Source organism: Marinobacter vulgaris, assembly GCF_003344045.1.
GTDB classification, from domain to species: domain Bacteria; phylum Pseudomonadota; class Gammaproteobacteria; order Pseudomonadales; family Oleiphilaceae; genus Marinobacter; species Marinobacter vulgaris.
Genome location: NZ_QFWX01000002.1, coordinates 557,010 through 576,440, shown reverse-complemented (window position 1 = coordinate 576,440; position 19,431 = coordinate 557,010). Strand labels below are relative to the sequence as shown.

Below are 19,431 nucleotides of genomic sequence, written 5' to 3'. Positions count from 1 at the left end.
TGCCCGGATCACCGTCTGCGATAATCCGGGTCGGTCCAGCAAAGCGGCAGGGACTCCCCGGACGGGAAGTTCAGGCCGGCTTTTGCAAATTCCTCTGCATCCTGAGCCTCCTCACCAAAGTGCAGGCTGCCCTTCACTGTCGATTCATTGGGATCAAACAGCGCTTTGGTATCCAGCACTTCAATCATGTGTCCGGTCGACTTTTCGGCGAGAAACATAAGTACCTCCCGGATTTCCCTGATGGTGTGTGAAGCGAGCTAGCTCGCGAACTCAATCTTCCTGAAGTCGAGTGTATTCTCTTTGGGCGAGGCTTGAATACCCATAACCTCGGAGCGACGCTTGACGACAATGTAGACGAAGCAGCTGAAATACAACGCTATCACCAGAGCACCTACCCACTGTATGCGAAGGAAATCAAGCTGGAACAGCATGGTCAGACCACACATCGCAATCAGGTTCCCTAACCAGTATCGACCCTGACCGAACCGTTGCGCGGTCAGGTTCAGATTATCGGTGTAAAGCCGGATCAGCGAATCCAGGGAGTTGATCACCATCAGAATGCCCACGGTGATCATCGCAATGTTGATGAACGCTGCGATCTCCAGGCCCTCGGCATGATAGTGATACAACACCGAAAACCAGGTGGCAATGGCAACAGACGGAAATACCAGCATGGCAATCATCAGTTGCCAGGTGCGCAGACCGCTTACGAACCGTGCAGTGAACTGGCCGATCATGATGCTCCAGGAGAACCACCAGAACAGGTAAAACTCGTGGTAGTCGTTCAACGGCAACATGAACTGGTGCAGGTTGGTGAAGTATTCACCAATCAGCCCCGCCGTTCCCAGGAAATCCCCCACACTGCCGCTATCGGTCAGGAATGCACGGCCCCACATCACTGCGATCAGGGCGATAAACAGCCAGCTCGAGCCCACGCTGAGTATCTTTACATATTTGATTTTACTGCTCGAATACACTGCCGCCGCAATCGCCAGAAAGACGATCAGGTAGAAAGTGGGAACCACGGTTTCGCCATCGCCGATCTCCGGCAGGTACCAGGGCAGGTTGACTAGCAACAGGAAGGCAGTGAAGGCACAGGTGCCGATAATCACCGCATTGTTGACCACTCTCACCAGGGGGATATCAAAAAACTTCACCCGTGGCTCAATCACGCAGAAATAGAAGCAGGTGAGGAAGTAAAAGCCCCAGATCAGGAAGGCCCAGAACCCGAACTCGATAGCGAGCGGGTTGGCAAAGCCGTATTCCGGACTTTCCGCCAGATTGCCATAGCCGGCAAATTCCGTCAGCGGGAACATGATCAGGCCCACATCGAGGCCAGAGGTAAACAGAATGGCAATGAAGGTGAACGTTCGCACCGGCGTCACGCCAATAACTTTGAGGTTCCACCATTTGAACAGGATCAGCGCGATGGCTGCGAAGGTGAAAATCAGGCCTGTGGATAGCCAGAGTGTCATACACACCTCCGGCTACAGGATAAGGTGATTACATCGGACAACATGGGTGTTCCTCCTCTACTTTGAAGCAGGTGCTCATTCGAATCGGACACAAACCCCCGCGTTGACGGGTCAACACTTAACTATCGCGCGCTCAGGACGGTGCGTTTTCCGCAGCCGCAGCGACGATAGGTAAGTCCTGATGGTTTGCATAAAAAAACCGGCGGCCATTGCGCCACCGGGATACGGTCAGGCGATCGCGCGTCTGGCCCCTCCGGGGCGCTGGCGATCACGCCAATGCTCGTCCATCTCCACGGGGGCAGTGGACGGATCCAGTGGCGCCAGGCCACGAATAAGGTCAGCGGCACGCTCCGCCACCATGATGGTGGGCGCATTGAGATTGCCGTTGGGAATGGTTGGGAAGATGGACGAGTCCACCACCCGTAGGCCGCTCACGCCATGAACCCGGGTATCCGGGCCCACCACGGCCTGATCGTCCACCCCCATCTTGCAGGTGCAGGAGGGGTGGTAGGCGCTTTCTACCGCCTGTCGGACAAAGGCGTCGATTTCCTGGTCACTCTGCACATCGACACCGGGCTGGATTTCCGGGCCGCGGAAGCGATCCATGGCGGGCTGGCTGATTATTTCGCGGGTCAGGCGCACGCAGTCGCGAAAACCCTCCCGGTCATCTTCATGCTGCAGGTAATTGAACAGGATGCGCGGCGGTTGGCGCGGGTTATCTGACTGCACATAAACCGAGCCCCGGCTGCGGGGCTTGTTATGACCGATATGCAACTGGAAACCGTCGCCGCTGAAAGCTTCCTTGCCGTCGTACCGCATGGCCGCCGGCAGGAAGTGATACTGCAGGTCCGGCCACTCTACGCCGGCCTTGGAGCGGATAAAGCCGCAGGATTCGAAATGGTTAGTGGCTCCCAGGCCATCCTTCTTCAACAGCCAGCGAACACCGATCTTGAGCTTGTTCCACCAGTCAAGCTTGCCATTAAGAGAGACCGGCTCTTTGCAGCGGAACTGGAAGTAGAACTCCAGGTGATCCTGCAGGTTGCCACCAACGCCGGGCAACTCGTGATCGACCGGAATACCCGCCTGCTCCAGCACCTCACGGTTACCAATGCCCGAGAGCTGCAACAGATGGGGCGAACCGATGGAGCCGGCGCTGAGGATCACTTCTTCTGAAGCCTTCACATCCACCAGCTTGCCATCTTTCTCGTAACGCACGCCAGTGGCCTGCTTGCCCTCCAGTAACACCTTGTGAACCAGCGCATGGGTGACCACCGTCAGATTGTCCCGCGCCATGGCGGGCCGAAGGTAGGCATTGGCGGTGGACCAGCGACGGCCATTCTTGACCGTCATGTGCATGGCACCAAAGCCTTCCTGGCGCGCGCCGTTATAATCATCGGTGGCAAAATAACCGGCATCCACACCGGCATCCACAAAGGCCCTGTAGAGCGGGTTCTGCATGTTGTTGCCGTTATTCACGCCCAGCGGACCCTGGTCGCCCCGGTACTCATCACCGCCAAAAGCCCAGGTTTCGGCCTTCTTGAAATAGGGCAGGCAGTGGCGGTAATCCCAGCCATCGGCGCCCTGTTGCTGCCACTCGTCAAAGTCACGGGCATGGCCGCGCACGTAAACCATACCGTTAATGGAAGACGAACCGCCCAGCACCTTGCCCCGGGGGCAGTGCATGCGGCGGTTGTCCAGGTAAGGTTCCGGCTCGGTCTCGAACTGCCAGGCGTATTTTTTGGTGTTCATGGGGATGGACAGCGCGGTGGGCATCTGGATGAAGATGCTCTTGTCGCTGCCCCCGGTCTCAAGCAGCAACACCCGGTGGCGGCCACCCTCGGTAAGCCGGTTGGCCAGCACACAACCGGCAGACCCGGCCCCGACAATGATGTAATCGTAATTTGCTTCTTTCATACGCAGCTCCGAGCAGCCCGGTCAGAACGGGCTGTCTATGTCCTCCATTCCCACGTACACCGCTTTCAGCTGCGTGTAGTGGTCGAGTGTGACGCGGCCGTTTTCACGGCCAATACCCGAGAGTTTGTATCCACCCACCGGCATTTCCGCTGGCGACGCACCGTAGCTGTTGATCCAGCAGATGCCCGCCTGAATGCGGTGAATAACCCGATGGGCGCGACGGATGTCGTTGGTAAACACACCCGCGGCCAGACCGGTGTCCGTGTTATTGGCCCGATCAATAACTTCCTCTTCACCGGAAAAGGTCAGCACCGACATCACCGGGCCGAAGATTTCCTCACGGCAGATGGTCATGTCATCGGTGCAATCGGTGAAGATGGTGGGTTCCACGAAATAACCACCGGGGGCGGATTCCGGCTTTGCAGCCTTGCCACCGTGGCTGAGAGTGGCGCCCTCGGCGATACCTTTCTCGATGTAGTCCAGAACCAGCTGCTGGTGTTTGCCGGAGATCAGTGCCCCGAAGTTGGTGTCAGGATCTGTCGGATCGCCCATGCGGATGTTGTTCAGCGTACGCTTCAGCAGCCGGTCCATGAATTCCGGGTAGATGGCTTCGTGCACGAACACCCGGGTGCCGTTGGTGCATATCTCCCCCTGGGTATAAAAGTTGCCCAGCATGGCGGCGGATACGGCGTTGTCGATATCCGCATCGTCAAAGATAATCAGCGGGGATTTACCGCCCAGCTCCATGGTGACGTCTTTCAGGGTGGAGGCGGCGGCCGTCATGACTTTCCTGCCGGTGCCCACTTCCCCGGTAAACGACACCTTGGCAATGGCCGGATGATGGGTCAGCCAGGCGCCCACCTCACCATCACCCTGAACCACGTTAAACACGCCCGCAGGCACACCGGCTTCGGTGAAAATCTCCGCCAGCTTCAGTGCGCCCATCGGGGTTTCCTCGGAGGGCTTGAAGATCATGCTGTTGCCGGTGGCCAGCGCCGGAGCCGATTTCCAGCAGGCAATCTGCAGCGGGTAGTTCCAGGCACCGATTCCGGCACACACGCCCAGGGGCTCCCGGCGGGTGTAGTAAAAATCACCGCCAAGATCCTGCTGGTTACCCTCAACCGACGCCGCCAGGCCGGCAAAATACTCCAGGGTATCGCAGCCAGTGACCACGTCGACCACCTGGGCTTCCTGCCAGGGTTTGCCGGTATCCTTTACTTCCAGGGCGGCCAACTCATCATTGCGTTCCCGCAGCAATGCCACGGCACGCTGGAGAATGCGTCCACGCTGGGCACCGGTCATTGCCGACCAGATCTTGAAGCCGGCCTGGGCACTGTCGATGGCGGCCTTGCGGATACTGTCATCGGCTATTTCCATTTCATAGATCACCTCGCCCGTGGCGGGATTGACCACCGGGAAGGTTTCGCCGGACTCGTTGGCCATGGGTTGGCCATGGATGAAGTTCTGATAACGGGGCAATGCAGTCATAGGGTTCAGACCTGAGCTGGTGAATTCGTTGTCGGGTTGAGCGCGTTCAATGCAAACCGCTTGCACAGGGTCTCGGCGGCGGCGAAGCCTTCCTGCGGATCCGTGCTCAAGGCACTGCGCAGCCAGAAACCGTCAATCATTGCCGCCACCTGGCGAGCGGCTTCGGTGGCGGCCTGTTGCGGCAACCGTCGGGCAAAGGCGTAACGCAGATTGCTGTAAAGCCTGGCATTGTTTATCTGCTGTAGCCGCTGCAAGCCGGGCTCGTGCATGGAGCGGGACCAGAAGCTGAGCCAGGTTTTTGCGGTCAGTTCGGAGCGCTGGAACTCGGAGAAATTGGCTTCCACAATGCACTGCAGGCGCTGCTCCGGAGAGCCATCGGTGCGGGCCATTCGCTCCCGCAATTCCCTACCGAGCTGGCCCAGCAGATAGCGAAGCGCCGCCTCGATCAGCCCCTGCTTGCCGCCGAAATAATGGCTGATGATGCCGGACGACATGCCAGCGCGGCGGCTGATGGAAATTATCGTGGTGTGCTGCAAACCCAGTTCGGCAATGGATGCCATGGTGGCATCGATCAGTTGCTGCTTTCGGGTGTCCTTTACTCCGACAATCGGCATCGTGGTTTTGACTCAATCTTTATTAATTGAACGTTCAATTAAAATAAAGTGTACAGAATGAAGTAGCCCTGTTCAACCCTGGGGCGTCCACCATAAAAAAAGCCCCGCTATCCGGAAACCGGACAACGGGGCTGAAAACACGAACTGTTGGTTAGGGGTCAGCCGTGTGTGAGCCTGTTTTCAGGCGGTGGTTCAGGCCGCCTTTTCGTCGCTCTCGCTGTCATCAGCCGAGTTGCGGATCAGGAAGTCAAAGGCGCTCAGGGCGGCCTTCGAGCCATCACCCATGGAAATCACGATCTGCTTGTAGGGCACCGTGGTGGCATCGCCGGCGGCAAAAATACCCGGGATGGAGGTTTCACCGCGTTCATCAACAATGATTTCACCGTGCTGGCTCAGCTCGATCGATCCCTTCAGCCATTCGGTGTTGGGGATCAGGCCAATCTGGATGAACACACCTTCCAGGGCAACATGGTGCTCTTCGCTGCTGTTCCGGTCCTTGTAGTTCAGACCACTGACTTTACCGTTCTCGCCCACGACTTCGGTGGTCTGGGCGGAGGTCAGGATTTCCACGTTCTTCAGGCTACGCAGCTTCTTCTGGAGTACCTCATCCGCCTTCAGTTCGGCGGCGAATTCCAGCAGGGTAACGTGGCCGACGATGCCAGCCAGATCGATGGCCGCTTCCACGCCGGAGTTACCACCCCCAACGACCGCTACCCGCTTGCCCTTGAACAACGGCCCGTCACAGTGCGGGCAGTAGGCGACGCCCTTGTTGCGGTATTCTTCTTCGCCCGGCACACCCAGTTGGCGCCAGCGTGCGCCGGTGGACAGAATCAGCGTGCGCGCCTTCAGAGAGGCACCGTTAGCCAGGCTGACCTCGTGCAGACCGCCCCGGCTGGACGCCGGGATCAGTTTCTCGGCGCGCTGCAGGTTCATGATGTCGACGTCGTATTCCTTGACGTGCTGCTCCATGGCCGCCACCAGCTTGGGGCCCTCGGTGTAAGGCACGGAAATCAGGTTTTCGATACCCATGGTGTCCGCCACCTGGCCACCGAAGCGCTCGGCGGCAATACCGGTGGAGATGCCCTTACGCGCTGCGTAGATGGCGGCTGCGGAACCTGCCGGGCCACCACCGATAACCAGCACTTCGAACGGGTCCTTGTGCTTCAGTTTCTCGGCTTCGCGCGCTTCCGCACCGGTATCCACCTTGGCGATAATCTGCTCCAGGGTCATACGGCCCTGGCCGAACGGCTTACCATTCATGTATACGCTGGGCACGGCCATGACCTCGCGCTGCTCTACTTCGTCCTGGAACAGGGCACCATCGATTGCGGTGTGCTTGATCCGCGGATTGAGAACGCTCATCAGGTTCAGGGCCTGAACCACGTCGGGACAGTTCTGGCACGACAGGGAGAAATAGGTTTCAAACTCGAACTCACCATCGAGGTCTTTCACCTGTTCGATCACCTCCTGGCTGACCTTGGGGGGATGACCACCGACCTGCAGAAGCGCCAAAACCAGGGAGGTGAATTCGTGACCCATGGGAATAGCGGCGAATCTGACACCGATATCACTACCTACCCGGTTAATCGCGAAAGACGGACGACGCACGTCTGCGGAGTCTTCCGTGCGCAGGCTGATCTTGTCTGACATTGGCTCGATTTCGTCCAGCAGTTGCTTCAGTTCCTGGGACTTACTGCTGTCGTCATAGGCTGCGACCAGCTCAATCGGCTGTTGCAGCTTTTCCATATAGGCTTTTAATTGCTCCTTGATACCGGCGTCCAACATGCTTTTTCTTCCCCTCAGGATATCGTAAAACTGAATTTACAAACTCAGATAGAGTCGTGAATCGAATATGCCAGCACAATACGGGCAAGCCAGGCAGAGCTCAAATTAATTGATCCAAAGTATTTGATAGGCCTTTGCTATTCGACTCGGAAAATCAACCAGATAGAAATGAAGAAGGCCCGCATCGCGGGCCTTCTTACCGGCTTCACTGTTGCTGAAACCTTAGATCTTGCCGACCAGGTCCAGTGACGGAGTCAGCGTCGCCTCGCCCTCTTTCCATTTGGCCGGGCAGACTTCGCCAGGATGGGCGCGAACGTACTGCGCCGCTTTTACCTTGCGCATCAGATCGTCCGCGTCACGGCCGATACCTTCGGCAGTGATTTCCATGGCCTGGATAACGCCATCCGGATCGATCAGGAAGGTTGCGCGATCTGCAAGACCCTGGCCTTCGCGCATCACACCGAAGTTATTGGTGATGGTGCCGGTCTGGTCGCCAACCATGAAGTAGTTGATCTTGCCGATGGTCTCGGAGCTGCTGTGCCACGCTTTGTGGGTGAAGTGGGTGTCAGTGGACACGGAGAATACTTCCACGCCCAGCTTCTGCAGCTCTTCGTACTTGTCGGCAACATCGCCCAGCTCGGTCGGGCATACAAAGGTGAAGTCGGCCGGATAGAAGAAAAATACAGACCACTTACCTTTTACGTCGGCTTCGGAAATTTCAACAAACTCACCCTGTTTGAAAGCAGTGGCGTTGAACGGCTTAATTTCGCTGTTAACAATACCCATTAAAGATATCTCCAGTTGGTTAGTTGAGGCAATGGCTAACTTGAGTCGGCTAAGATATTGATCCGACCACAAATACGCAAATTGATTGTTTTTAGTTGTGCGATAGGTAACTTCTATTGCGGTTCCAGGTGCGGACTAGAGCCGGCCCCTCCTGTCAGAGCTATCCGGCCATCATAGCCCTATCGTGGCAAAAAACTACCCCGCCAGCGATTCCAGGAAGTAACTGTACAGACCAATACCGATCAATACGTTAAACGGAAACGTCACTCCGAGTGAGGCCAGCATGGCCAGGCCGATATCGGCTTCAGGAATGGCGTGTCGCACCGCCACCGGCGCCGCAATGTAGGAGGCACTGGCCGTGAGCGCCCCCAGAATCACAATGGTGCCAGGTTCAAGCCCGAGCCATAGTCCGGTTGCCAGACCCGGCAGGGAGAGAATCGGCGGCATGCACAGGGCAAAGGCAATCAGCCGCCAGTGTCGGAGCTGAATCTTGCGCAGAGTCTCTGCTGCCACCAGCCCCATCTCCAGCAGGAACAGTGAGAGCACCAGGGAGAAGGCGCCTGTCAGCGGCGCGGTGACGCCATCGCCCTGGTCCGGCCCGTAAAGAATGCCGATCACCACGCCGCCAACCAGCAGAACCACACTGCGGTTGGTCAGGGTTTCCTGCCATAAGGGTGTACCCGTGCTGCTCGTTTGCGCCGCCCCCTGGGTATAACGCCGGTACAGCCACATTCCGGTAAGAATTGCCGGCAGCTCCAGCAGCACCAGGTACAGGGTAACCTGTCCGCCCGTGGCCAGCCCGCGAGATTCCACCCAGGCCAGCGCCACCGCAAAGGTACCCGCACTGACAGAGCCATAATGGGCACAAAAACTGGCAGCATCCGCCACACTCAACCGAACCAGGTGCCGTAGCATCGGAAACAGTACCAGGGGTATGGCAAAGCCCAGCGCCATAATGGCCAGTATTTCGGTAACAAGCCCCCAGTGAAGGTTGCCATACAGGGCCATACCGCCCTTGAGACCAATGGTCAGCATCAGCAGAAGGCTGAGGATATCGTATGCGGCCTTGGGGATTGTCAGATCTGAGCGAAGGGTTCCCGCGATCACTCCAAGCAGGAAGAACATCACGATGATGTCGGGCATGAATCAAAAACTCCGGTACGAAAAAGGGCCCCGCAGGGCCCTTGAACGTACAGTCGAAGCGTCGGTTTCGGCTACGCGGTACCCACCTGTTGTGAGGTAGGCCGGAACAGAATCGGGTTCGCCTGCTGGTTCGATGCAACCGGTTTGCTGACCGGGGCCTCTGCTACTTCAAACACATGATAGGCCTCAGGACCGAAGGGGTCGAGTGCAGTGTCCAGGTGCTGGTAACTGACGGGGACGGGATCGCCCGAATACACCACGACAAATTGCCGTTCCACCATGGGAATGGCGACGTTCAATGGTTGTTCCACCCAAAGGTAAACACCTTTCTGGGACACAAGGTATTCGCAGCGAACCACGCGGTACCCCTCCCGCAACTTCAGCGTATTGGGTTCTTTGCCCATCTCGAGACGGAACTTGTGAATCGTTTTCATGGCCTGCTCTCCTACTGTGGAACACCCTGCCATCATCCACAAATTATAAATCGAAAGGAATGCAGTTTTTTCTGGTTTATTGTTCGGTTTTTTCGATCTTATCGTCAAGCTCCGGTCGCTCCTTCAATAGCTCCGCCACGGCCGAATTATGGCTGCCCCTGGCCCGCGTCACCGCGTACAGGGTGTCCCTGACCTCGTGGATTCTGGCCACATGCACCACCTGGTACTGGCGACAGACTTCATCATGGATCGCAGTCGGTGCTGCAAAATAACCCAGGCCCTCGCGGCCGAATACCTTGATCAGGGCACTGTCATCCACCTCTGCCACCACTTTCACCCGAATGTTCTGGCTGGAAAACCAGTTCATCAACGCGCTGAAGTAGGGGGCATCAAGAGAAGTCGCCAGAAACGGTTGCCGGTCAAGGCTGGCGGGAAAATCCACCGACAAGTGAGCGGCAAGCTCCGGAGCGGCAAACAGCGACATGGAAGAGCTTGCCAGCCGGTAGCTGCGGAAATGGCTGGCCTCGCCCGACGCCGGCTCACGGTCAGTGAGCACAATATCCAGCTCGCGCTGGCCAAGGCGTTTCAACAGTTCGGTGGTGTCACCGGTACGGCAGCTCAGCCGCACTTCGCGGGAAAGGGACAGGGCAGGCGCGGTCAGATGATAGGCAATCAGCTTGTGAATCGAGGCGGCGATGCCGACCGACAGACTCAGGGGCCTGTTCTCCGGTGGTTGCTGAAGCACATCGGTCAGCGCCTGGGCGGTCTGGAACATATCGTCGGCGTAACCGAAAACGGTTCGCCCGAAATCGGTCAGTTGCAGCGCCCGATTGGCGCGCCGGAAAAGGGCATTGCCCAGAACAGACTCGAAGGTAGCAAGCTGGCCGCTGAGGGTCTGCGGTGTCAGCTCAAGACTCTCTGCCGCCCGGACAATGGAGCCCTCACGGGCGATCACCCAGAAATAATAAAGGTGGCGAAGGTTCAGGTTACCCATCTCTGACATCACTCATTGTTTCCGGATATTTATTATCACAGTTGGCGCTTCCCATCCGCGACAGCTTTTTCAAAGCCACCAGGGCTGTTTGCCCGGTTTGCGAGTTACAACAATGGCGTCGAACAACACGGATGCTTCGGCCACCAATTCAGGGATCAGATTGCTGATGCCCTGGACTCAGCCGCCTCGAACAAGCTGTCTACCGTCAACGCCAGCAGGCCAATCAGAATTGCTCCCTGAAGCACATACGCGGTATTACCGTTCACCAGCCCGGCGACCACCGGGTCACCCAGGGTCCGGGCACCGATGGTTGAACCAATGGCAGCCGTTGCAATGTTGATTGTCACCGACGTACGGATGCCCGCCACAATGACCCGGCCTGCCAACGGCAGCTCCACCTGCAAGAGTACTCGCAACGGCGACATCCCCATGCCAAGCGCCGCCTGTTTGACGGTCGCATCTACTCCCTGGAGGCCGGCCAGGGTATTACGCAGGATAGGCAACAGGCCATACAGGATCAGCGCCAAAAGAATAGGCGCTTCACCGAAGCCGAGGACAGGCACGGCCAGTGCCAGAACCGCCACCGGGGGGAAGGTCTGGCCAATGGATGCAATCTGGCTGACCAGGGGCAGAAAATCCCGGCCGGAGGGGCGGGTGGCAAAGATCCCGCCGGCAACGGCGACAAGCGTGCCGATACAGGCAGAAATCAGAACCAGAAGGATGTGGTTCTGGAGCAAAGACAGAAAGCTTTCCCGCTCATAGATCACCTGTTGTTTATCTGGCTGCACCCACTCGTACAGTGGCTCCAGAACCGACATTCCGGCGCTCAGCCCGCACAGCAGAGTTGCCAGCATCAGGGGAGGCAGCCAGGCTCGCATCACGCGCCTGCCTGAAAAATGCGTTCCCGGGTGACCACCCCGGTCTTCGCGCCATCGCCATTGAATACCGGCAATTCGCCGCTGTCCTGCCAGAGCATCACCGACAGGGCCAGACGCAGGCTGTCGTCTTCCTGAACCCCCTCCTCCCCTGGTTCCGGAATGGCTGCCTGTGGATAGCGCTGCATCAGGTCCCCGACCCGGCGCAGGCTCATCAGTTTCAGGCCGCGATCCTGCTTGCCAACCAGGCTCTCAACAAAGTCGGAAGCAGGCCGGCGCAGAATGTTTTCGGGCGTATCGTGCTGAATGATGCGCCCCTGATCCATCACCGCGATCCGGGTCGCCAGCTTCAGGGCTTCGTCGATATCGTGGGTCACAAACACCGTAGTCTTGCGGACCTGCCGCTGGATCCGCAGCATCTCCAGCTGAAGGTTTTCCCGCGTGATCGCATCCAGAGCGCCAAACGGCTCATCCATCAGCAGGATGTTGGGGTCTGCGGCGAGGGCGCGGGCGACCCCCACCCGCTGGGCCTGGCCGCCGGACAGCTGTTGGGGGTATTTTTCCGCGTGAATGGCGGGGTCCAGACCCAGCAGGGTCAGCAACTCCTGAACCCGCTCGTCAATCCTTTGCCGGGGCCATTTCAGCAACTCGGGCACCATGGCGACGTTGCGGGCAACCGTCCAGTGCGGGAAAAGCCCGGTGCCCTGAATGACGTATCCCATGTTCAGCCTGAGCTGCTCCGGGTTCATGGTGGTAATGTTCTCACCATCCACCAGAATCTCGCCGGCGCTGAGGGGCAGCAGGCGGTTGACCATCCTCAGCGTGGTGGACTTGCCACAGCCGGAACTGCCCACCAATACGCACACCTCACCGGTCTCGATGGTCAGGCTAATACGGTCCACAGCCACGGACGTTCCGAAGCGGCAAGTGACATTCTTCAGTTCAATCATCCGGACACATCCTGTTCCCCGTCATGCCGTCGCCGGTGTTGGCCGCAGGCTGGCCGCCAGCATCGAAAGCAAGGCATCCGCCAGCAGTGCCAGTGCAATGGTAGGCAACGCACCGAGCAATACCAGATCCATCGCCGCCTGCCCCAGGCCCTGAAAAATAAAGCTGCCGAACCCACCGGCACCAATCAGCGCCGCCACCGCCGTCAGGCCAATCGCCTGAATCGTGGTGATGCGAACGCCCTCGACAATCACCGGCAGCGCCAGTGGCAGCTTGAGCCTGAAAAACAGCTGGCGCTCATTCATGCCCATGCCCCGCCCGGCATCCGCCAGACTTTCAGGCACTTCTGTCAGCGCCACATATGTGTTGCGCACCATGGGCAACAGGCTGTAGGCCACCAAGGCCAGCATCGCCGGCGCCCAGCCAATGCCACGGATGCCCAGCGCCTGCAGAACCGGATAGGCCTCCACCAGAGCGCTCAACGGCGCGATCAGCAGGCCAAACACCGCCAGGCTGGGAATCGTCTGGAGAAAGCTGACAACGGACAGAACGGGACGGCGCCAGGCCACGCTGCGGATCATCTGCAATGCCAGTACAAAGGCCAGGCCGGCACTGATGGTCACGGCTCCCAATGCAAGAGCGAGGTGCGTCCAGAGAGCCTGCTCAAACTTGTCCGGCCGTGCATTAAACTCCCGCACCAGCGACAGACTCTCCAGGCCATCCCCCTGGAACAGCCATACCCAGCTTCCGCAAATCACCGCCACAACGATTAACTGAAGACCTCGCCCACTTCCCAGGCGCCCAAAAATTTCGATCAGCATGAGCGATAGGAAAAACAGCAGGCACCAGAAGCCTGAACCTATAGACGAGCGCGCATAGGGCGAGTTTTCAGGTAGATGCCGGGCAGCGAACACTTCCAGCAAAAGCGGCAGGGTTGCCAGCGAAGCACTCACCAGTATCAGCAGAGAGACATAGCGGAAACGCAGTGGCAACAGGGCAATAAGCAGACAACCTGAAAGTGCTGCGGTTACCAGCATGGCCCCTGGCCAGCCGATGGCAGACAACAGCCCATGGCCGGTACCCGGGACAATTCGGTTGGGCAGTATCGTGCCCAGATTCAGAACCCAGACCAGCACCAGGGCAGACAGTGCCAGCACTGACACTACACGGTTGGGCGGGGAAAGATCAGACGTGGACCAGGTGCTCGACAAATCTTAATTCCTGGCCAGGGAGTCCAGATAATCACGAGCGACGGTTTCCGCCGGCACGCCGTTCACCGCAACCTGGCCATTCAGACGTTGAAGCGTCTCCAGATCAAGAGTTTCGAACACCGGATCAAGCGCGTCCCGAATTCCGGGGTAGTCTTGCAGGACCTCTGCCCGAACAATCGGCGCAGGCTGGTAGACGGGCTGGACGCCGGCTGTATCTTCCATCACTTTCAGATCCAGCGCGCCAAGGCCACCATCAGTGCCATACGTCATCGCACCGTTAACATCGTTATCGTTCAGAGCGGCTGCCCGCAGCGTCGCCGCCGTGTTGCCACCGGACAGGATCAGCAGCTGATCAGCATCCAGCTTGAAGCCGTAAGCCTCCTGGAAAGCCGGAAGGGCACTGGCGGACTCAACAAACTCGGCACTGGCGGCGAACTTGAAAACTCCGCCGCCATTCAGATAGGCCGCCAGGTCGTTCAGCGTGTTCAGGTTGTGCTCCCGCGCCAGGTCCCCCCGCACGCTCATGGCCCAGGTGTTGTTTGCCTGTGCAGGCTTCAACCAGACAATGTTGTGCGAGTCCTGATCCAGCTTCGCCGCCTGCTCATAGGCTTTGTCCGCGTTTTTCCAGATATCCCGATCAGCCTGATCATGAAAAAAGGCGGCGTTACCGGTGTATTCCGGATAAATGTCGATCTCCCCGGCCTTGATGGCTTTCCTGACGATACTGGTACCGCCCAACTGGAGCCGGTTTTCCACCGGAATGCCTGCGGCTTTCAGAGACTGCAGCACTATCTGGCCAAGCACCGCGCCTTCGGTATCTATCTTGGAAGACACCACCACCGGATCCGCAGCCGCGGCGGGGCCCGACAACGCCAATACACAACATACCGCTAGGCCGCGGAAAAGGGAGCTAATAGACACAGCCATTCCTCTCTGTAATTGTCGATGGGCATTATCCAGTCTATGGCATGGACTCACGAGGGCAAGGAAGAATTGGCCTTTTAAGGTGGTTACCCGGTTAACAGCTGGCGGTCCGTGGCTCTCTGGGCGGGCACCGACCAGACAGCCTGTTTTTTTTCCTGAAGTCACTGTGCAGCCGATTTTTTTGCTGATAACACCTAAGGCGCGTTGCGTTCGGATGGATCCGTCTTGAAAGCCCTTACCAGCTTATACGGATCAACCTGCGCTCGATATTCCTTTGCCGCCAGCTCATTGAGCTCCGGGGGTGCCTCGGCAACGCGAACACCCAGGCGGGCTGGCTTTGGAGGCGTGCTATCACGCACGGTGCCCAGGAAAAGCAAGAATTTCATATAAGGCCTCTTCACATAGTTACCTGCATCATGGCGGCGGACGTAAAGCGTCCCGCCAGGCGTTCATCGCTTCCAGCCTACTGCGCATACGGCGAACATGGCTTCCTTCCCAGTAAAGCTGACGACAGGTGACACAGGCCCATACCGCCTCGTTACTCACCCCGCGCACCCCCGGGCGAAAGAGCTGTTTCTCCCGCTCGCTGGCCGGGTGCAGTGGGGTGTTGCAGTTTTTACAGCGGCTGAAGGGGGCCAGGCACCAATCCAGATCCAGCCGGAGAGTCAGTTCCTTCAGCCGGGCCTCATCATCCCCACCCGGCAGATACAGCACATAGAATGGCGCACAGACAAACTCCCGCAGGTCCGCGTCGGCGGTAACCAGCCATCGCTGCTCCGCGCGGGAGCAGTCCACCAGGTGCCTGTCTGGCGAGCCCGGGGTGGGCAAGGCGGTGTCATATCCGGCAACCCGCAGCCATTGCGCCACGTTGATCAACATTTCATCGCACAAAAAGCGCAACGGCGACAGCGGACACAGGCTCCCTTCGATCAACTTCATACCTTGCTCGCCCGCCACTGACCGGCTACCACTCCAGTTGTGCCCCGGTCTGGTACTCGATCACCCGGGTTTCAAAAAAGTTCTTCTCCTTGCGCATGGTAGCCTGCTCATCCAGCCAGGGCGACACGTTCTTCGCCCCCGGGAACGGCTCTTCCAGGCCCACGGTCCTGGCACGGCGGTTGGCGACAAAACGGAACTGCTCGCTGTGGTAGTCGGCGGAATAGCCAAGGATCGGGTCCCGCAGGATGTAATTGGCGTAGGCGACTTCGGCGGCTTCGGATTCGTCCCACATCTCCCTGACTGCTTTGGGGTCCAGGGTGATGTTTTCCTCTTCCAGGATCTGGTTCACCACCTTCAGGCCGAAGGAGAAGTGCATGGCTTCGTCCCGCAGGATGTATTGCAGCTGTTCGCCGGTCCCGCGCATCAGGCCCCGGCGCTGCAGGGCGAAGATAGGGCTGAAGCCGTTGTAGAACCAGGTACCCTCGAACACCGCCGCAAAGAACAGATAGGACATGATGAATTCCTGCAGGTCGTCCCGGTTGCGCAGGTTCAAGTCGGAGCGCATGGCCGCATCCAGGCGGCGGTTGGCCATCTGGATCTTGCCATTGATGGCCGGCACCACGCGGTAGCGGTTGTAGATTTCACTCTGGTCCAGGTTCAGGGTTTCGATGCAGTGCTGGTAGGCCCAGGTGTGCATGGCTTCCTCATACACCTGCCGCGCCTGGTAGATCTGCAGCTCCGGGGCGCTCATTTTCTCCATCACGGCCAGACCGATGTTGCGCATGGCCAGGATGTCGGAGGTGGTCAGGTACGCCAGCACGTTTTCATAGACGTGCTTTTCCGCCGGGTTCAGGCGGTGGTGATAGTCATGAACGTCCTGAGCCATGTTCACATCCAGTGGCGTCCAGTGATTCTTGTTGGCGTTCATGAAGTACTCCCAGGCCCAGGGGTACTTGAAGGGTGCCAGCTGGTTGATGTCGGTGTCGCCGTTGATCACCCGCTTGTCATCAACTTTGACGGGGGCCGGGCCTGCTGTCGTGGCGGCTTTGGTTTGGATGGTTGGTTCGTCGTTCCAGTTGAGCATGGTTTTATCTCCTCAATTATTGGCAGGCTTCGCAATCCGGCTCGTCGATACTGCACACCTGCGGCTGTGGCGCCGTCACCGGGGCGGATTTCTCGGCGCCCGTGGCACCCAGGGAGCGCAGGTAATAGGTGGTCTTCAGGCCGCGTTCCCAGGCCAGCTGGTACAGACCGTCCAGTTTCCTGCCACTGGGTTCGGCCATGTACAGGTTCAGGCTCTGGGCCTGGTCCAGCCATTTCTGGCGGCGGGCGGCGGCTTCCACCAGCCAGCGGGCGTCGATTTCAAAGGCGGTGGCGTAGCGGGCCTTGAGTTCGGTCGGAATGCGGTCGATCTGCTGCACACTGCCATCAAAGTATTTGAGGTCGTTGACCATGACGTTGTCCCAGAGCCCTGCAGCCTTGAGATCGCGGACCAGCGAAGGATTCACCACGGTGAACTCACCGGACAGGTTCGATTTGACGAACAGGTTCTGGTACGCCGGTTCGATGGACTGGGACACGCCCACAATGTTGGAGATGGTCGCCGTGGGCGCGATGGCCATGACGTTGCTGTTGCGCATGCCATGCTTTGCGATCAGCTCACGCACCGGGGTCCAGTCCAGGTGGCTGTTGGTATTCACCGACAGGTCCCCGTCCCGCCGGTTTTCCTTCAGCAGGCTGATGGAATCGAGCGGCAGGATGCCCTGCTGCCAGAGAGACCCCTCGTAGCTCTCGTAAGCGCCGCGTTCACTGGCCAGCGTGGCGGAGGCGCGGATGGCAAAGTAACTGATCTGTTCCATGGACAGGTCGGCAAACTCCACCGCTTCCGCGCTGGTGTAGGGCAGGTTGAGTTTATAGAGCGCGTCCTGAAAGCCCATCAGGCCGAGGCCCACCGGGCGGTGCTTGACGTTGGAGTTTCTCGCCTGGGGCACCGCGTAATAGTTGATGTCGACCACGTTATCGAGCATGCGCACTGCTGTGTTCACGGTCCGTTCCAGCCGCTGCACGTCCAGTTCACCATCGCGGATATGCGCCGCCAGGTTGATGGAGCCCAGATTGCACACGGCGATTTCATCGACGCTGGTGTTTAGGGTGATTTCGGTACATAGATTGGAGCTGTGCACCACGCCCCGATGCTGCTGTGGTGAGCGCAGGTTACAGGGGTCCTTGAAGGTGATCCAGGGGTGGCCGGTTTCGAACAGCACGGTGAGCATCTTGCGCCAGAGCTGCTTGGCCGGGATTTTCTTGAACAGCTTGATCCTGCCCTGCTCGGCCAGCGCTTCGTAATACCCGTAACGCTCACGGAAGGCGTTGCCGTACAGGTCGTGCAGATCCGGCGCATCGCTGGGGGAGAACAGGGTCCAGTCTTTATCCTCGCGCATGCGCTCGATCAGCAGGTCCGGCACCCAGTTGGCGGTGTTCATGTCATGGGTGCGCCGGCGTTCGTCCCCGGTGTTCTTGCGCAGCTCCAGGAACTCCTCGATGTCCAGGTGCCAGCTTTCCAGGTAGGCGCACACCGCGCCCTTGCGCTTGCCGCCCTGATTCACCGCCACGGCAGTGTCGTTCACCACTTTCAGAAATGGCACGACGCCCTGGCTGCTGCCGTTGGTCCCCTTGATATGGGCGCCCATGGCCCGCACCGGTGTCCAGTCGTTGCCCAGGCCGCCGGCCCACTTCGAAAGCATGGCGTTGTCGCGGATAGCGCCGTAGATGCCTTCCAGATCGTCCTGCACGGTGGTGAGATAACAGGATGAAAGCTGGGAATGCCGGGTGCCACTGTTGAACAGGGTGGGCGTGGACGCCATATAATCGAAGGACGACAACAGGTCATAAAATTCGACGGCGCGGGCATCGGGATCGTCCTCCTTCAGGGCCAGACCCATGGCCACCCGCATGAAAAAGACCTGGGGTAACTCCAGGCGATCGCCCTTCCAGTTGATGAAGTACCGGTCGTACAGGGTCTGCAGGCCAAGGAAACCGAACTGGTAGTCCCTTTCAGGCTTGAGGTGGGCGCCCAGTCGTTCCAGATCGAATGCCGCCATTGCTTCGTCGAGCAGCTCGTGGCGAATACCCTGGTGAATGAGCGCACCCAGGGCCCGGGGATACACCTCCGCCAGCGGCAGGTTGAGGGGCAAGGCCAGGGCGGTCGCGGTTTCCAGCCGCAGCTGTTCCAGCAACAGGCGTGCGGTTACCGCACTGTAGTCCGGCTCCTGCTCGATGCGGCCGCGGGCCGTCATGATCAGGGCGGACAGAACCTCTTCTTCGGCAATACCGTCGTAAAGATTGCGCAACGCGCCTTCTACGAGGGTCTCACCGTTGATGCCCTCAAGTCCCCGGCTGGCGTGTTCCACCTGAGCTTTCATCAGCCCCACGTCCAGTGGCGCCAATTCGCCGCTGGCTTTCTTGACCGTCAGCGTGGGATGGGCTTCCACCGGCGCCTTACTGGCTCTCTCCTGGGCATGAGCTTCCCGGTAGAGCACGTAGGCGCGTGCAACCTTCTGTTCCCCGGCCCGCATCAGCGCCAGCTCCACCTGGTCCTGAATGTCTTCGATGTGAACCTTGCCGCCGGCCTTCAGGCGGCGGCTGATAGCCTGGGTGACCTGCCGGGTGACTCGCTCCACGGCGTCATGAATGCGGGCGGATCCGGCGGCGTCATCGCCTTCGACGGCAAGAAACGCTCTGGTAACCGCAACACTGATCTTGGCGGCATCAAATCCCACCAGGGTGCCGCTGCGTTTGATAACCTGCAGGGAGTCGGTAGCGGTTGGCCGGGAGGCCGGGTGTTGCTGGGGCTCGTCCAGAGTGGCTGTGGACATGTCGGTTCTCCTGAATACGCGTTGTG

General features: G+C 58.9%; 18 protein-coding genes. All 18 read right to left on the bottom strand.

Annotated elements, in window-relative coordinates:
- Positions 1-8 precede the first annotated feature (8 nt).
- Positions 9-218: an acetyltransferase gene (locus DIT71_RS05850; RefSeq protein ID WP_114612252.1), complete on the bottom strand. Its 210-nt coding sequence runs from the start codon at positions 216-218 to the stop codon at positions 9-11.
- Between the two features lie 39 nt (positions 219-257).
- Positions 258-1,475: a BCCT family transporter gene (locus DIT71_RS05845; protein ID WP_114612251.1), complete on the bottom strand. Its 1,218-nt coding sequence runs from the start codon at positions 1,473-1,475 to the stop codon at positions 258-260.
- 228 nt (positions 1,476-1,703) lie between these two features.
- Complete coding sequence (gene betA, locus DIT71_RS05840; protein WP_114612250.1) at positions 1,704-3,389, bottom strand: choline dehydrogenase; 1,686 nt, start codon at positions 3,387-3,389, stop codon at positions 1,704-1,706.
- A gap of 21 nt (positions 3,390-3,410) precedes the next feature.
- Entirely contained in the window at positions 3,411-4,877 is a 1,467-nt protein-coding gene (betB, locus tag DIT71_RS05835) for a betaine-aldehyde dehydrogenase (RefSeq protein ID WP_114612249.1), read from the bottom strand.
- A gap of 5 nt (positions 4,878-4,882) precedes the next feature.
- Positions 4,883-5,491, bottom strand: a complete 609-nt coding sequence (gene betI / locus DIT71_RS05830; RefSeq protein WP_114612248.1) for a transcriptional regulator BetI — start codon at positions 5,489-5,491, stop codon at positions 4,883-4,885.
- A gap of 192 nt (positions 5,492-5,683) precedes the next feature.
- Positions 5,684-7,276 (bottom strand): alkyl hydroperoxide reductase subunit F, encoded by a 1,593-nt coding sequence (ahpF, locus tag DIT71_RS05825; protein ID WP_114612247.1) that lies wholly within the window; start codon positions 7,274-7,276, stop codon positions 5,684-5,686.
- 222 nt (positions 7,277-7,498) lie between these two features.
- Positions 7,499-8,062, bottom strand: coding sequence for an alkyl hydroperoxide reductase subunit C (gene ahpC / locus DIT71_RS05820; RefSeq protein WP_114612246.1), 564 nt, complete (start codon positions 8,060-8,062; stop codon positions 7,499-7,501).
- A gap of 195 nt (positions 8,063-8,257) precedes the next feature.
- Positions 8,258-9,205: a sodium-dependent bicarbonate transport family permease gene (locus tag DIT71_RS05815; RefSeq protein ID WP_114612245.1), complete on the bottom strand. Its 948-nt coding sequence runs from the start codon at positions 9,203-9,205 to the stop codon at positions 8,258-8,260.
- A gap of 71 nt (positions 9,206-9,276) precedes the next feature.
- A complete protein-coding gene (locus DIT71_RS05810; RefSeq protein ID WP_114612244.1) occupies positions 9,277-9,639 on the bottom strand; it encodes a DUF7352 domain-containing protein in 363 nt (120 codons plus the stop codon).
- A gap of 76 nt (positions 9,640-9,715) precedes the next feature.
- The gene (locus DIT71_RS05805; RefSeq protein WP_227537981.1) at positions 9,716-10,642 is read right to left on the bottom strand and encodes a LysR family transcriptional regulator; all 927 of its coding nucleotides are present in this window, start codon (positions 10,640-10,642) and stop codon (positions 9,716-9,718) included.
- Between the two features lie 146 nt (positions 10,643-10,788).
- Positions 10,789-11,511, bottom strand: a complete 723-nt coding sequence (locus DIT71_RS05800) for an ABC transporter permease (RefSeq protein ID WP_114612243.1) — start codon at positions 11,509-11,511, stop codon at positions 10,789-10,791.
- Complete coding sequence (locus tag DIT71_RS05795) at positions 11,511-12,458, bottom strand: ABC transporter ATP-binding protein (RefSeq protein ID WP_114612242.1); 948 nt, start codon at positions 12,456-12,458, stop codon at positions 11,511-11,513. The genes DIT71_RS05800 and DIT71_RS05795 overlap by 1 nt, the downstream gene beginning before the upstream one ends.
- 21 nt (positions 12,459-12,479) lie before the next feature.
- A complete protein-coding gene (locus tag DIT71_RS05790; RefSeq protein WP_114612241.1) occupies positions 12,480-13,667 on the bottom strand; it encodes an ABC transporter permease in 1,188 nt (395 codons plus the stop codon).
- Between the two features lie 3 nt (positions 13,668-13,670).
- Positions 13,671-14,594, bottom strand: a complete 924-nt coding sequence (gene osmF, locus DIT71_RS05785; RefSeq protein ID WP_114612240.1) for a glycine betaine ABC transporter substrate-binding protein OsmF — start codon at positions 14,592-14,594, stop codon at positions 13,671-13,673.
- Positions 14,595-14,785: 191 nt separating this feature from the next.
- Positions 14,786-14,977, bottom strand: coding sequence for a hypothetical protein (locus DIT71_RS18105; RefSeq protein WP_227537965.1), 192 nt, complete (start codon positions 14,975-14,977; stop codon positions 14,786-14,788).
- Positions 14,978-15,005: 28 nt separating this feature from the next.
- Positions 15,006-15,530 (bottom strand): Mut7-C RNAse domain-containing protein, encoded by a 525-nt coding sequence (locus tag DIT71_RS05775; RefSeq protein WP_114612239.1) that lies wholly within the window; start codon positions 15,528-15,530, stop codon positions 15,006-15,008.
- A 25-nt stretch (positions 15,531-15,555) separates the two neighbouring features.
- Positions 15,556-16,614: a ribonucleotide-diphosphate reductase subunit beta gene (locus DIT71_RS05770; RefSeq protein WP_114612238.1), complete on the bottom strand. Its 1,059-nt coding sequence runs from the start codon at positions 16,612-16,614 to the stop codon at positions 15,556-15,558.
- Between the two features lie 16 nt (positions 16,615-16,630).
- Positions 16,631-19,405, bottom strand: coding sequence for a ribonucleoside-diphosphate reductase subunit alpha (locus tag DIT71_RS05765; protein ID WP_114612237.1), 2,775 nt, complete (start codon positions 19,403-19,405; stop codon positions 16,631-16,633).
- Between the last annotated feature and the right edge of the window lie 26 nt (positions 19,406-19,431).